13 protein-coding genes are annotated in these 14,238 nt (G+C 60.2%); 11 read left to right on the top strand and 2 right to left on the bottom strand.

Annotated elements, in window-relative coordinates; all coding sequences use genetic code 11:
* The 3 genes from PMI32_RS07535 to PMI32_RS07525 form a co-directional block, all read left to right on the top strand.
* Positions 1-440: DUF1097 domain-containing protein (locus PMI32_RS07535; protein WP_008032466.1), on the top strand; the 440-nt coding region annotated here is incomplete at its 5' end.
* Positions 441-477: 37 nt separating this feature from the next.
* Positions 478-1,368 carry an SDR family oxidoreductase gene (locus PMI32_RS07530; protein WP_008032468.1) on the top strand — a complete coding sequence of 297 codons (891 nt, stop codon included), beginning with the start codon at positions 478-480 and terminating at the stop codon, positions 1,366-1,368.
* A 117-nt stretch (positions 1,369-1,485) separates the two neighbouring features.
* Positions 1,486-1,746, top strand: coding sequence for a hypothetical protein (locus PMI32_RS07525; RefSeq protein WP_008032471.1), 261 nt, complete (start codon positions 1,486-1,488; stop codon positions 1,744-1,746).
* A gap of 2 nt (positions 1,747-1,748) precedes the next feature.
* Here the strand turns inward: PMI32_RS07525 and betT are convergent, their stop codons facing one another.
* Entirely contained in the window at positions 1,749-3,704 is a 1,956-nt protein-coding gene (gene betT / locus PMI32_RS07520; RefSeq protein ID WP_177318889.1) for a choline transporter BetT, read from the bottom strand.
* Positions 3,705-4,129: 425 nt separating this feature from the next.
* Positions 4,130-5,056: a serine O-acetyltransferase EpsC gene (epsC, locus tag PMI32_RS07515; protein WP_008032476.1), complete on the bottom strand. Its 927-nt coding sequence runs from the start codon at positions 5,054-5,056 to the stop codon at positions 4,130-4,132.
* 192 nt (positions 5,057-5,248) lie between these two features.
* On the opposite strand from epsC, the gene PMI32_RS07510 reads away from it, so the two are divergent.
* The 8 genes from PMI32_RS07510 (at position 5,249) to PMI32_RS07475 (ending at position 14,227) form a co-directional block, all read left to right on the top strand.
* Positions 5,249-6,241, top strand: coding sequence for a D-cysteine desulfhydrase (locus PMI32_RS07510; protein WP_008032477.1), 993 nt, complete (start codon positions 5,249-5,251; stop codon positions 6,239-6,241).
* 314 nt (positions 6,242-6,555) lie between these two features.
* The gene (tcyJ, locus tag PMI32_RS07505; protein WP_008032479.1) at positions 6,556-7,356 is read left to right on the top strand and encodes a cystine ABC transporter substrate-binding protein; all 801 of its coding nucleotides are present in this window, start codon (positions 6,556-6,558) and stop codon (positions 7,354-7,356) included.
* Positions 7,356-8,021 (top strand): cystine ABC transporter permease, encoded by a 666-nt coding sequence (tcyL, locus tag PMI32_RS07500; protein WP_008032482.1) that lies wholly within the window; start codon positions 7,356-7,358, stop codon positions 8,019-8,021. Before tcyJ ends, tcyL begins: the two co-directional genes overlap by 1 nt.
* Positions 8,022-8,025: 4 nt before the next feature.
* On the top strand, positions 8,026-8,781 hold the full coding sequence (gene tcyN / locus PMI32_RS07495; RefSeq protein ID WP_008032484.1) for an L-cystine ABC transporter ATP-binding protein TcyN: 756 nt from the start codon (positions 8,026-8,028) through the stop codon (positions 8,779-8,781).
* 475 nt (positions 8,782-9,256) lie between these two features.
* Positions 9,257-10,021 (top strand): hypothetical protein, encoded by a 765-nt coding sequence (locus tag PMI32_RS07490; RefSeq protein WP_008032486.1) that lies wholly within the window; start codon positions 9,257-9,259, stop codon positions 10,019-10,021.
* Between the two features lie 389 nt (positions 10,022-10,410).
* A complete protein-coding gene (locus tag PMI32_RS07485; RefSeq protein ID WP_008032488.1) occupies positions 10,411-11,652 on the top strand; it encodes an SfnB family sulfur acquisition oxidoreductase in 1,242 nt (413 codons plus the stop codon).
* Between the two features lie 23 nt (positions 11,653-11,675).
* The gene (locus tag PMI32_RS07480) at positions 11,676-12,869 is read left to right on the top strand and encodes an SfnB family sulfur acquisition oxidoreductase (protein WP_008032489.1); all 1,194 of its coding nucleotides are present in this window, start codon (positions 11,676-11,678) and stop codon (positions 12,867-12,869) included.
* The gene (locus PMI32_RS07475; protein ID WP_008032491.1) at positions 12,869-14,227 is read left to right on the top strand and encodes an LLM class flavin-dependent oxidoreductase; all 1,359 of its coding nucleotides are present in this window, start codon (positions 12,869-12,871) and stop codon (positions 14,225-14,227) included. The genes PMI32_RS07480 and PMI32_RS07475 overlap by 1 nt, the downstream gene beginning before the upstream one ends.
* Positions 14,228-14,238: the final 11 nt, after the last annotated feature.

Genomic DNA, 14,238 nt, shown 5'->3' on the forward strand with positions numbered 1-14,238 from the left:
TGGCGGCAGCCACCGCCGCACTGGCCGCAGGTTCCAGCCTGTTGTTGACCTTACCGGTCTGGGCAATGTTTGTCGGTTGGGTAGCGTTCTTCAGCCGCGGCCTGACCTTGCGCGACGGCCTGGTGAACCTCGGCTGCGTGCTGACGGGCATTGCCTTCGGCATGGGCGCGGCGCTGAGCATCGGAGCGCTGGCGCCCAGCCTCGGCCTGTTTGCCCTGCCGGTCGTGGTGTTTGTCGTGGCAATGGTCGTGGTGTCGCTGCGGGTCACCCGGACGATGAATAACGTCGTCGCTTACTTCCTCGGCCTGATCACCTGGTTCGCCTCGCACCTGGAACCCTCCCTGGAAAGCTTCGCCGAACTGGGCAGTGCCGGGGCCCTCGGTTCCGTCGCTGGCTGGTTGTCCCATGTCGCGCAACAACGTCTTCCCCGTCGCGCCTGAAGCCCAAACCTACCCAATTTCTCAAGAGGACAACGTCATGAAATCAGTCATTCTCATCACCGGCGCCGGGACCGGTATCGGCAAACTCGCCGCAGAATCCCTCGCGCAAGCCGGGCACATTGTTTACGCCAGCATGCGTGGAGTGAACGGTCGCAACGCCGCACGGGCCGAGGGCATTCGACTCTGGGCCAGAGAACAAAAGGTTGAGTTGCATCCGCTGGAGCTGGACGTGTTGTCGCAAGCGTCGGCAGACGCGGCGGTCGCGACCATCGTGGCCGAACAAGGGCGCCTGGACGTGGTGATGCAAAACGCCGGGCATTTGGTGATCGGGCCGACGGAAGCCTTCACCGCCGAAGAAATCATGAACGTCTTCGACACCAATTTCTACGGTGCCCAGCGGGTCAGTCGTGCGGTGTTGCCACAGATGCGTGCTCAGGCGTCAGGGTTGGTGTTGTGGATCAGCAGCACCACGACCAAGGGCGGTTTTCCACCGTTCATGGGGCCTTACGCAGCGGCGAAAGCGGCAATGGATTCTCTGGCGGTGAGCATGTCTTATGAACTGACTCGGTTTGGTATCGAGACTTCGATTGTGGTGCCCGGCGCCTTCACTCGCGGCACCGATCATTTTCCGAGCGCAGGAAAACCGGCGGACATCGCGCGTAGCGAGGCCTATGCTCGATATGACGGCGTGATGGATAAAGTCGGCGAGCGTTTGAGTGCGCTGACGCCGCAGGATGCTGATCCACAGGCAGTGGCCGATGACATCGTGCGGATCGTCGGTTTGCCGCAAGGCTCACGTCCAGCGCGATCGGTGATTGATTTTGTCGGGGACGGCGCAGCAGAGGTGCTGCAGGTTTCGGAGCGGGTTCGGATCGATTTTGCCAAGCGCATTGGTATTGATGACTTGCTTGAGCTGACACCGCAGTGACCCCTTCGCCGGCAAGCCGGTCTCGCTCCCACAGGGACCGCGGTGCTCCTTGTGGGAGCGAGCCTGCTCGCGATAGCGGTCTCAAGGGCAACACACACCTGAAGGGAGGAACGCATCATGCACACCACGATCATCATCACCTTCGGCCTGGTCCTCCTGGCGCTGATGCTGTTCATCGGCGAAAACATCGGCTTCAGCCGCCAGACGCTGACCTACAGCTTCATCGTGTTGTGGCTGGCCCTGACGATGATCAACGGCGCCATCGGCGTGGTCACCGCCGGCCAGTCCGTGACCACGGAGCTGGTGGTCGGCAGCATCGTGTTCAGCATCCCGGTGGCGGCGCTGGTGTTGTTCATGGTGATGAGCAGCGAGGCCTGAGCTCAACGCACCAGATGCAAAAACTGCAGGTGCCGCTCGTACTGATCGAGGATGTCGTTGATGACCTGGTCCTTGGTGTAACCCACCAGATCGTAGTCCTGACTGCCCTCGCTCAGGTGCACTTCGGCCCGATAATAACGGCGATTGTTGAGTTGCTTGGGACCCATGCCGCCACGGGCGAATGACGGCGTGAAGTAGCCACGCATCTGCACCTGATAGATGAACGGATGCTGCTCGCCGTGACCGATTTCCAGGCTGACGCTGTCGTTTGCCGGATCGGGTTGAGTGATCACGTTCAAACCCTTCTCGACGAACACCGCCGACACCTCTTCAATCGCCGGGCGCACCGTCGTGTCGAGGAAGCGATAGACCTCATCCCGCGACGGGAAATGCACCGCCTGACTCAAACGCTGACGCCAACCGCCGCGCCGCGATCCGGACACCGGCGCCAGGGAATGCAGCTGCGCGATCTGCTTCTGCGACTCCAGATAAAACGCTTTGTGCAGGCCCCACATCATCAGCAGCAAGATCATCGAGAACGGCAACGAAGTCAGTACCACCGCTGACTTCAGCGCATCGATGCTGCCCGAAAACAGCAGCGCACTGGTGACCAGCGCGGTCATCGCGCCCCAGAACACCCGCAGCCATTTCGGCCCGTCTTCATCCGGGTTGCCGCCCTTGGCCGAGAGTGTCGACAGCACCACGGTGCCGGAATCGGCCGAGGTGACGAAGAACACGAAGCTGATGAACACCGTGACCGCAATCACGGTTTTGCTCCACGGGTAGGTTTCCAGCAGCAAGTAGAGAGTCATCGACGGGTTGTCTATGGCCGACATGCCGAGCGCGCTCATGCCGTGGTTAAGCACCTGGTCGATGGCGCTGTTGCCGAAAATCGACATCCACGCCAGGGTGAAACCGAGCGGAATCAACAGCACGCCGAAGACGAATTCGCGGATGGTGCGGCCACGGGAAATCCGTGCGATGAACAGGCCCACGAATGGCGACCACGCGATCCACCACGCCCAGTAGAACACCGTCCAGCCGCCCAGCCAGTCGCTGGGTTTGTCGTAGGCGTAGAGGTCGAAACTTTTCATCGGCAAGGCGCCGAGGTAGTCGCCGAGGTTCTGGATCAGGGTATTGAGCAGGTGCTGCGTAGGGCCGGCGAACAACACGAACAGCAGCAGCGCACAGGCCAGCAGCATGTTGATGTCGGACATCACCCGCACGCCTTTATCGACGCCTGCCACCGCGACGATGATCGCCGCGCCCATCATCAGCGTGATCAGGCCGACCTGAATCCACTGGGTGTGAGCGATGCCGAACAGGTAGTCCAGACCCGAGTTGAGGTGCAACACGCCGAAGCCCATGTCGGCACCGAGGCCGAACACCGTGGCGATGATGCCGAAGCCATCCACCGCATAACCGATCGGGCCGTTGATGCGTTTGCCGATCAGTGGGTACAGCGCCGAACGCAAGGCCAACGGCAGGTTATGGCGGTATGCGAAGTAGGCCAGCGCCATGCCGACGAATGCAAACACGCCCCAGCCGTGCAGGCCCCAATGCAGAAACAGAATCTGCATCGCCTGGCGCGCCGCGTCCGCTGTGCCGGCCTCGCCTTGCGGCGGTTGCAAAAGATGGGTCAATGGTTCGGACACGCAAAAGAAGAACAGCGTGATGCTGATCCCGGCGGCGAACAGCATGCCGGCCCAGGACAGGTAACTGAATTCGGGCTCGTCGTGGTCGGCACCGAGCTTGATCTTGCCGTAGCCAGACAAGGCGGTGACCACCACGAAGACCAGATACAGCGTCATCGCGAGCATGTAATACCAGCCGACCGTATTGGCCGCCCAGTTTTGCGCTTGCAGCAACCAGGCGCCGGCTTGTTCAGGCATGGCAATAACGACAATGCCGAACAGAAAAATAAACGTCGCCGCGAAGTAAAACACCGGCGGATTCATGCGGATCTGGCCGCTGGCGGGGGTGGACGATGCGCTCATGAAAGGTGCACCTCGAGGGGGTGAAACCGGGCAATCAATAACGGACTCGGCAAGGGCAAGCCTCCTGTTGTGAGCGGGCAGCAAACCGACGGTTTAACTTGAATGAGCGTTCAAGTTAAACATGGATAGGGGGCTAAGGACTAATCGCAGGGCTCGGCGGTAGTGTTCGTACGCTAGCTCAAGGATGGGTATGACGTGGGGTTTGGGGGGGGTGTTCAGTGGGGAAATGGGTGGATGCCGTTATCGCGGTTTGTCTTGAAACCGATCGCCAGCAAGCCGGCTCCTACAGGGTTATATGTCGAACGGTAATTCCGAGTACGGCACAAACTTTGTAGGAGCCGGCTTGCCGGCGATGGCGTCAGAAAGGCCGCTAAAGCTTTCGGGCCTTACTTCTGCGTCCCATCATCATGCTGCAAATTCGCCTGCGTCAGGTTGGCCCCTGCCGGCACACTGCGGGTCAGCCAGACGTTGCCGCCAATGGTCGAGCCCTTGCCGATGGTGATCCGCCCCAGGATGGTCGCGCCGGCATAAATCACCACATCGTCCTCAACAATCGGATGCCGCGGATGGCCCTTTTGCAACTGGCCGTCTTCATCCGCCGGGAAGCGTTTGGCGCCCAGGGTCACGGCCTGATAAATCCGCACACGCTCGCCGATGATCGCGGTCTCGCCGATCACCACGCCTGTCCCGTGATCGATGAAAAAGCTGCGGCCGATCTGCGCGCCCGGGTGAATGTCGATACCGGTCGCCGAGTGCGCGATTTCTGCACTGATCCGCGCCAGCAGCGGCAGCCCGGCACGGTACAAATGGTGGGCGAGGCGATGGTGAATCACCGCCAGAATCCCCGGATAGCACAGCAGCACTTCATCGACGCTGCGGGCCGCCGGGTCACCGTGATAGGCCGCCAGCACATCGGTGTCCAGCAGGCTGCGCAGGCCCGGCAGGGCGAGTGCGAAGTCCTGGATGATCTGGATCGTTTTGGCTTCGACTTCAGTGTCGGCCGAGGCACTGTGGCGGGCGGCGTAACGCAGTTCGAGCCGTGCCTGCCCAAGCAATGCATTCAACGCGACGTCCAGCGTGTGACCGACGTAGAAATCTTCACTCTCCTCGCGCAGGTCCACCGGCCCCAGGCGCATCGGGAACAACGCCCCGCACAACGCTTCAAGAATCTCCGCCATGGCCGCTCGGGAAGGCAACTCGCGGCCACCCTGCTCGCCGCTGGCGCGGCCGTTTTGTGCACGCCACTCGTCACGCGCCGTGCGCAGTTGGCTGACGATGGTCTGCAATTGCCAATGGCTGGAACGCTCGCTCACGGTAAAAACTCCACACGGGCGGCCGGACTGTCTGGCCGCACTGACGGCGATTACTTTACGGCAAGGTCTGGAAACCGAATTAAGAACTGATTGTGCTGTGCTCAGCACTTTTGGCTATAAGTAATCTTGCCGGTTGCCCATGCATTTGGGCGTGCCTATAGTCCTGACATCTCTCACCGCCAGTACGGACCCATGATCAAACAACAGCTCGCCCGTTTTGACCGCCTCGATCTGCTCGGCCACCCGACCCCTCTGGAAAAACTCGAACGCCTGTCAGCCTGGCTGGGCCGCGACGTGTACGTCAAACGCGATGACCTGACGCCGCTGGCGATGGGCGGCAACAAGCTGCGCAAACTCGAATACCTGGGCGCCGATGCGCTGGCCCAGGGCGCGGACACGCTGATCACCGCCGGCGCGCTGCAATCCAACCACGTGCGCCAGACCGCCGCCCTCGCCGCCAAACTGGGCCTGGGATGCGTAGCGTTGCTGGAAAATCCTTTGGGCACCGAAGACGCCAACTACGTCGGCAACGGCAATCGGCTGCTGCTTGACCTGTTCGATGCCAAGGTCGAGTTGGTGGACAACCTCGACAACGCCGATGAGCAACTGGAAGCATTGGCCGCACGCCTGCGCAGCAACGGCAAAAAGCCGTATCTGGTGCCGATTGGTGGCTCCAATGCGCTGGGCGCCCTGGGTTATGTGCGCGCCGGGCTGGAATTGGCCGAACAGATCAAGGACACCGGCCTGACTTTCGCCGCCGTCGTGTTGGCCTCGGGCAGCGCCGGGACCCACAGCGGCCTGGCGCTCGCGTTGAGCGAAGCACTGCCGGATTTGCCAGTGATTGGCGTGACGGTTTCGCGCAGCGAAGAAGATCAGCGGCCGAAGGTTCAAGGCCTCGCCGAACGCACCGCAGCGCTGTTGGGCGTCAGCCTGCCAGCGAGCTTCAAAGTCGAGTTGTGGGACGAATATTTCGGCCCGCGCTATGGCGAGCCGAATGCCGGGACGTTGTCGGCGGTAAAACTGGTTGCGAGCCAGGAAGGTCTGTTGCTGGACCCGGTGTATACCGGCAAGGCGATGGCGGGGTTGCTGGACGGGATTGGGCGTCAGCGTTTTGATGAGGGACCGATCATTTTCCTGCACACCGGCGGGGCGCCGGCGTTGTTTGCCTACGATTCGGCGTTCTGAGAGCGCTGCGCGCTCTATCGCCAGCAAGCTGGCTCCTACAGGATCGGTGTCGTCCGCGGTTTTACGTCCGACACAAAACCCTGTAGGAGCCGGCTTGCCGGCGATAGCGGTCTAACCGACGCATATTCCATTAAGGAATAACAAACGCAATATTTATTATTTTCCTATCTATAAGCACCATCATATAGTCACGCCGCAGGCGAATTTGCAGCGAGACGCATACGCTGCTTTAGGGCAGGATATCGCAGTCGTCCAAATCCCGATTTTGCCAACATTCCTAAAAGCGTCTTCATAAGAAATCACAGGGGCTTGTCATGAATTTTTCCGCACTACGTCGAAATCTGCTGGTGGGTTCGCTGGGCCTGGCGCTGAGCGCCGGTCTACTGGGGCAAGCGGTTGCCGGTGAGCAACTGCAAAAAATCAAGGACGCTGGCGTGATCAACGTCGGCCTGGAAGGCACTTACCCACCGTTCAGTTTCGTTGACGCCGACGGCAAACTGACCGGCTTCGAAGTCGAATTCTCCGAAGCCCTGGCCAAAGAGCTGGGCGTGAAGGTCAAACTGCAACCGACCAAATGGGACGGCATCCTCGCGGCGCTGGAATCCAAGCGTCTGGACGCAGTGGTCAACCAGGTGACCATCTCCGAAGAGCGCAAGAAGAAGTATGACTTCTCCGAGCCGTACACCATTTCCGGGATTCAGGCGCTGGTGCTGACCAAAAAAGCTGCCGAGCTGAACATCAAGTCTGCCGCCGACCTGGCTGGCAAGAAAGTCGGCGTAGGCCTGGGCACCAACTACGAGCAGTGGGTTAAAGCCAACGTGCCGACCGCTGACGTGCGCACCTACGAAGATGATCCGAGCAAGTTCGCAGACCTGCGTAACGGCCGCACCGACGCCATCCTGATCGACCGCCTCGCCGCGCTGGAATACGCCAAGAAGGCCAAGGACACTTCCGCCGCCGGCGAAGCGTTCTCCCGTCAGGAAGCCGGCATTGCCCTGCGCAAAGGCGAGCCTGAGTTGCTGGCAGCGGTGAACAAGGCCATCGACAAGCTGCGTGCCGACGGTACGCTGAAAAAGCTTTCGGAAAAATACTTCAGCGCTGACGTCACCAAATAATGGGAGAGGCTTTCCAACTTGCGCTGGACTCCGCGCCCTTCCTGCTGAAGGGCGCGTACTACACGGTAATCCTCAGCCTGGGCGGGATGTTCTTCGGCCTGGTGATGGGGTTCGGCCTGGCGTTGATGCGCCTGTCGCGCTTCAAACTGGTGAGCTGGCTGGCCCGCATCTACGTGTCGTTCTTTCGCGGCACGCCGTTGCTGGTGCAACTGTTCGTGATCTATTACGGCTTGCCGCAACTGGGTATCGAACTTGATCCGCTGCCGGCGGCCCTGATCGGCTTCTCGCTGAACATGGCCGCCTACGCCTGCGAAATCCTGCGTGCCGCGATCAGCTCCATCGAGCGTGGCCAGTGGGAAGCCGCCGCGAGTATCGGCATGACCCGCGCGCAGACATTGCGCCGGGCCATCCTGCCGCAAGCGATGCGCACGGCATTGCCGCCGCTGGGCAACAGCTTCATCTCGCTGGTCAAGGACACGGCGCTGGCCGCCACCATTCAGGTGCCGGAACTGTTCCGTCAGGCGCAGCTGATTACCGCCCGGACTTTCGAAATTTTCACCATGTATCTTGCCGCCGCGCTGATCTACTGGGTTCTGGCCACGGTGCTCTCGCACCTGCAGAACAAGTTGGAAGAGCGGGTCAATCGGCACGACCAGGAGTCCTGACCCCATGATTGTCGTGGAAAAACTGACAAAGCAGTTCAAGGGTCAAGTAGTGCTTAACGGCATTGATCTGGAAGTGAAGGAAGGCGAGGTAGTGGCAATCATCGGGCCGAGCGGCTCGGGGAAAACCACGTTCCTGCGTTGCCTGAATTTTCTCGAAGAACCCTCCAGCGGCCGGATCAAGGTCGGTGACATCGAGATCGATGGCAGCCGCCCGTTGAACCAGCAGCAGAGCCTGGTGCGGCGCTTGCGTCAGCACGTCGGCTTTGTGTTCCAGAACTTCAACCTGTTCCCGCATCGAACCGCCCTGGAAAACGTCATCGAAGGCCCGATCATCGTCAAGAAGATCGCGCACGCCGAAGCCGTTGCCCTGGGTAAAAAGCTGCTGGCCAGGGTTGGCCTGGCAGGCAAGGAAGACGCGTACCCGCGACGCCTTTCCGGTGGCCAGCAACAGCGTGTGGCGATTGCCCGTGCGCTGGCGATGGAACCGGAAGTGATTCTGTTCGACGAACCCACCTCGGCACTCGATCCGGAGCTGGTGGGTGAAGTGCTGGCGACCATCCGCAGCCTCGCCGAGGAGAAGCGCACCATGGTCATCGTGACCCACGAAATGGGCTTTGCCCGCGACGTGGCCAACCGCGTGGTGTTTTTCGACAAGGGTGTGATCGTCGAGCAAGGCGAAGCAAAAGAATTGTTTGCCCATCCGAAAGAAGAACGGACAAAACAGTTTCTCAGCAAGTTCCTGAACAACGCTCAACACTGAGCAGCCATAACAGCGACATAAACTTCCACGGATGGAAGTTACATCGAAACTTCATACCCTCTTCAACCGCCACTCAAACCACTCTTACAATTTATCCCTCTTTCAATAATCGCGTGCGGTACATATATATGTCCTGCGACAGATTATCCTCACCTAAAATCCACAAAACACCTCAGCGTGACCACACGAACAACCGGCGCCTCCCGCCTCAAAAAACCGCTGATTCCGTGGGTATGTTCGACAAGCCGATGGGGCTTCCGGACCTGAAAGCGTAGGAGCTTTCTGAATAACTAAAGATTCGTTACTTAACTAACCAACTCTATTGACACTTATTCCAGCGCACTCTTATCTAGTCTCCGGCAAACGAACTCATCACGTTCAATCATTGTTCATACGCAAGTAATGAGCCGTTTGTGGCTCGGCCAATCAGTTCTTTCAGAAACGGACTTCGCTGCAAGACTTCAAGGAGAAACCCATGAAACATACTTCGAAAAAAACCGAACTTGCGGCACCGACCGTGGAGCAATCCCACCGGAGCGGCATCAACATCACCTCGGCTTCTCACCTGCTGATCGCCGTCGCGCCTTATCCCGGCATGGACGAAGGCGACTTGATCGAACTGTTCTGGGACAACTGCTACGTAGCCTCCAGGGTGCTTAACACCCTGGACGTCGGCAAATCCGTCAGCCTGCGCGTGCCGCAAAGCTTCATCGCCAACGGCTCCTCTCGCATTCACTACCGGCTGATGCAGGTCGGCCATGGGCCAGCGTTGTCACCGACAACCCGCGTACAGGTCAAGCTCGACTGCCCGGGAGGCCAGCCCTCTGCCCTGTACGGCGATGAAATCCAGAGCCTGGCGCCGGTGAGCATTCCCGAAACCATCCGCCGTCAGGGCGTCAACCCGAACCAGATCAAGCGCGGCGTTCCCTTGACCATCGAGCCGTACCTGAACATGGCCATCGACGATGAAATCACCCTGCGCTGGGGCGATGTGCGCATGGACCTGCCACGGCTCAAGGCAGGCGATGTGGGCCAGCCGATTCAGGTCTGGGTGCCGCCGGCGATCATTCTCGAAGCCGGCGAAGACCTGCGGCTGGAAGTGACCTACTGCATCCTCGACCGCGTGGGTAATAACTCTCGCTGGGCGCCGGCGCGTACGTTGAAGATTGGTTGTGCCAATCCGTATTTGAAGGTCCGGCCGAAGGAAGTGCTCATGGCCGCAGAATCCAACAATCGCTGAAACCCTCGCCCCTTGTAGGAGCGAGCCTGCTCGCGATGGAGGTTAACGATGACGCTGACTACCTGAATAAACGCGCTGCCTGCACGTTTTTCGCGAGCAGGCTCGCTCCTACAAAAGCTGATCGCTGGGTGTTTCTGTTGCTACAAGAACAAAGTGTTGCCCTGCGTACAGTTGCTCACGACACACTTCTATCCATATTCCTAAAAGTTAGTTTATTTAATTTGTATACACGCTTAGGGTATATAAACCGGACCACCGGACATTCTTGTTTTTACTTCGCCGCATCCATCGCGGCGTTCCATGAGATGTGAGGTAGGTATGGTCCGGAACACAATCACCCCAGTGCAGATCGCCAGGGCATTGCGTGCAGCAGCCAAGGAGAGGCACTGATGTCCAGTCTGGCAGATGCAATCGTCCAGAGTGATCTGGACATCGCCCCGTTGTTGTTGCCCGCGCAGGTTTTGCGCAACGACGCACAAGCCATCAAGGCCGCCCATGAGCTGGCGCAGGTCGCCCGCCAACAAGCGGCTAAACGCGACCGCCAGCGCAAACTGCCGTGGTCGGAAATCGAACAGTTCACCCGCAGCGGCCTGGGCAGCATTGCCATCCCGCGCGAATACGGCGGCCCGCAGGTTTCGTTCGTCACCCTGGCCGATGTTTTTGCAATCATTTCCGCAGCCGACCCGGCACTGGGACAGATCCCGCAGAACCAGTTCGGCATTCTCAACCTGGTGCTCGGCAGCGCGACCGAAGCGCAGAAAAAACAGCTGTTCAAAAGCGTGCTCGAAGGTTGGCGCATCGGCAATGCCGGGCCGGAGCGCGGCACCAAGAACACCCTGGAACTCAAGGCACGGATCACCGCCGACGGCGACGGATTTGTCATCAGCGGGCAGAAGTTCTACTCCACCGGCGCCCTCTTCGCCCACTGGGTGGCGGTCAAGGCGCTGAATGACGACGGCAAGCAAGTACTGGCCTTCGTCCGTCGCGGCACACCGGGCTTGAGGATCGTTGATGACTGGTCCGGTTTCGGCCAGCGCACTACCGCCAGCGGCACCATTTTGCTCAACAACGTGCGGGTCGACGCCGAGCTGGTGGTGGACAACTGGAAGATCAACGACAAGCCGAACATCCAGGGCGCCGTCTCGCAGCTGATTCAAGCGGCCATCGACGCCGGCATCGCTCGCGGCGCCATCGACGACGCCATCGAATTCGTGAAAAACCGCGCTCGCCCGTGGATCGACGCCAAGGTCGAACGCGCCAGCGATGATCTTTATGTGATCGCCGACATCGGCAAACTGAAAATCGAACTGCACGCCGCTGAAGCGCTGCTGCGCAAAGCCGGGCAGGTACTCGATCAGGTCAACGCCGCGCCGCTCACCGCCGAATCCGCCGCCCGTGCCTCGATTGCCGTGGCCGAAGCCAAGGTGCTGACCACCGAGATCTCGCTGCAGGCCAGCGAAAAGCTCTTCGAACTGGCCGGCAGCCGCGCCACCCTCGCCGAATTCAACCTCGACCGCCACTGGCGCAACGCCCGCGTGCACACGCTGCACGATCCGGTGCGCTGGAAGTATCACGCCGTGGGCGCCTATCACCTCAACGGCACGCTCCCCGCTCGCCACTCCTGGATTTAACGACCAGACACCTGGAGAAACACATGACAATTTCTCACCACGTCGCGGTCATAACCAGCGATGAGCAAGCCCTGATCGTCGCCAGTGATCTGGCCGAAGACTTCAAACGCGACAGCGCCCTGCGCGACCGTGAACGCCGTTTGCCGCACCCCGAACTGGAAGTGTTTTCCCGCTCGGGTCTATGGGGCATCAGCGTGCCAAAAGAGTACGGCGGCGCCGGGGTTTCCAACGTCACGCTGGCCAAGGTGATCGCCTTGATCGCCCAGGCGGACGGCTCCCTCGGGCAAATTCCGCAGAACCATTTTTACGCCCTCGAAGTGCTGCGCGTGAACGGCAGCGCCGAGCAGAAAAAACGTCTCTATGCAGAAGTGCTGGCCGGCCAGCGTTTCGGCAATGCACTCGCCGAACTCGGCACCAAAACCGCCCACGACCGCGTCACCAGCCTGACCCGCGACGGGGACGGCTATCGCATCAACGGCCGCAAGTTCTACGCAACGGGCGCGATCTACGCGCAGCGCATCCCGACCTCGGTGGTGGATGAAAACGGCGTGCAGCAACTCGCATTCGTACCACGCGACAGCAAAGGCCTGACAGTCATCGACGACTGGAGTGGTTTCGGCCAGCGCACCACCGGCAGCGGTTCGGTGGTGTTCGAAGACGTCTTTGTGGCCGCCGAAGACGTGATCCCGTTTCAAAGCGCCTTCGAACGCCCGACCCCGGTAGGCCCGTTGGCGCAGATTCTTCACGCCGCCATCGACACCGGCATCGCCCGCGCCGCCTATGAAGACGCGCTGCATTTTGTGCGGACCAAAACCCGGCCATGGATCGACGCCACGCATGAAAAAGCCATCGACGACCCGCTGACCATCAAGAGCTTCGGCCACCTGAGCATTCGTCTGCACGCCGCCGAAGCCCTGCTGGAACGCTCCGGCGAATTCCTCGACAAGGCTCAGGCCCAGACCAACGCCGAGACGGTTGCCGCCGCGTCGATTGCCGTCGCCGAAGCCCGCGCCATCAGCACCGAAATCTCCCTTGCCGCCGGCAGCACGTTGTTTGAACTGGCCGGCAGCCAGGCGACCCTGATCGAACACGGACTGGATCGCCATTGGCGCAACGCTCGGGTGCACACGCTTCACGACCCGGTGCGCTGGAAGTATCACGCCGTGGGCAACTACTACCTCAACGATGAAAACCCTCCGTTGCGAGGGACCATCTGATGGCTGGTGAGAAAAAGAAGATCCTGCTCAACGCGTTCAACATGAACTGCATCGGGCACATCAACCATGGGTTGTGGACGCACCCACGGGACACCTCGACTCAATACAAAACCATCGAGTACTGGACCGAACTGGCGCAGTTGCTGGAGCGCGGTTTGTTCGACGGTTTGTTCATCGCCGACATCGTCGGCGTGTATGACGTCTACCAGAACTCGGTGGACGTGCCGCTGAAAGAATCGATCCAGTTGCCGGTCAACGACCCGCTGCTGCTGGTCTCGGCGATGGCGGCGGTGACGAAAAACCTCGGTTTCGGCCTGACCGCCAACCTGACGTACGAACCGCCGTATCTGTTCGCCCGACGCATGTCGACGCTCGATCACCTGAGTCGCGGCCGGGTCGGCTGGAACATCGTCACCGGCTACCTCGACAGCGCCGCAAAAGCCATGGGCCTGAGCGAACAAGTGGAGCACGACCGTCGTTACGACCAGGCCGACGAATACCTCGAAGTGCTCTACAAACTCTGGGAAGGCAGTTGGGAAAATGGTGCGGTGCTCAACGATCCGCAGCAACGGATCTACGCGCAGCCCGACAAAGTGCACAAGGTCGAGCACAAGGGCGAGTTCTATCAGGTCGAGGGTTATCACCTCTGCGAACCTTCGCCGCAACGCACGCCGGTGCTGTTCCAGGCAGGCAGTTCGGATCGCGGTTTGCTGTTCGCCGGGCGCCATGCCGAGTGTGTGTTCATCAGCGGCCAGAACAAACCGTCGACCAAGGTTCAGGTGGACAAGGTGCGCGCCAGCGCCGTTGAAGCCGGTCGCAATCCAGAGGACATCAAGGTGTTCATGGGGCTGAACGTGATCGTCGGCGCCACCGAAGAACTCGCTTGGGCCAAGCACGCCGAATACCTGAGCTACGCCAGCGCCGAGGCCGGCGTGGCGCATTTCTCGGCATCGACCGGGATCGATTTTTCCGAGTACGCCATCGACGAACCGATCCAGTACGTGAAGAGCAACGCGATTCAATCGGCTACCAAAAACCTGCAAAACAACGACTGGACCCGGCGCAAATTGCTCGAACAACACGCGCTCGGAGGTCGCTACATCACGGTCGTTGGCTCGCCGGAGCAAGTGGCCGATGAGCTGGAATCGTGGATCGCCGAGACCGGGCTGGATGGCTTCAACCTGACGCGAATTGTCACGCCGGAAAGCTATGTGGATTTCGTCGAACTGGTGATTCCCGAGTTGCAGCGGCGAGGGTCGTACAAGACCGCTTATGACGACGGCAGCCTGCGGGAGAAGCTGTTTCACGCAGAGGCGTATTTGCCTGAGCAACACACCGGCTCCGCGTTCCGCCGCTAAAAGCTTCGCGA

The organism is Pseudomonas sp. GM60, from assembly GCF_000282415.1.
Lineage (GTDB): Bacteria > Pseudomonadota > Gammaproteobacteria > Pseudomonadales > Pseudomonadaceae > Aquipseudomonas > Aquipseudomonas migulae.

Excerpts from the sequence above, each read along its gene's own strand:
- PMI32_RS07475 (WP_008032491.1), top strand. The coding sequence starts at position 12,869 with ATGGCTGGTGAGAAAAAGAAGATCCTGCTCAACGCGTTCAACATGAAC.
- PMI32_RS07485 (WP_008032488.1), top strand. The coding sequence starts at position 10,411 with ATGTCCAGTCTGGCAGATGCAATCGTCCAGAGTGATCTGGACATCGCC.
- PMI32_RS07510 (WP_008032477.1), top strand. The coding sequence starts at position 5,249 with ATGATCAAACAACAGCTCGCCCGTTTTGACCGCCTCGATCTGCTCGGC.
- tcyL (WP_008032482.1), top strand. The coding sequence starts at position 7,356 with ATGGGAGAGGCTTTCCAACTTGCGCTGGACTCCGCGCCCTTCCTGCTG.
- PMI32_RS07480 (WP_008032489.1), top strand. The coding sequence starts at position 11,676 with ATGACAATTTCTCACCACGTCGCGGTCATAACCAGCGATGAGCAAGCC.
- PMI32_RS07525 (WP_008032471.1), top strand. The coding sequence starts at position 1,486 with ATGCACACCACGATCATCATCACCTTCGGCCTGGTCCTCCTGGCGCTG.
- tcyJ (WP_008032479.1), top strand. The coding sequence starts at position 6,556 with ATGAATTTTTCCGCACTACGTCGAAATCTGCTGGTGGGTTCGCTGGGC.
- PMI32_RS07490 (WP_008032486.1), top strand. The coding sequence starts at position 9,257 with ATGAAACATACTTCGAAAAAAACCGAACTTGCGGCACCGACCGTGGAG.
- PMI32_RS07530 (WP_008032468.1), top strand. The coding sequence starts at position 478 with ATGAAATCAGTCATTCTCATCACCGGCGCCGGGACCGGTATCGGCAAA.
- betT (WP_177318889.1), bottom strand. The coding sequence starts at position 3,704 with ATGAATCCGCCGGTGTTTTACTTCGCGGCGACGTTTATTTTTCTGTTC.
- tcyN (WP_008032484.1), top strand. The coding sequence starts at position 8,026 with ATGATTGTCGTGGAAAAACTGACAAAGCAGTTCAAGGGTCAAGTAGTG.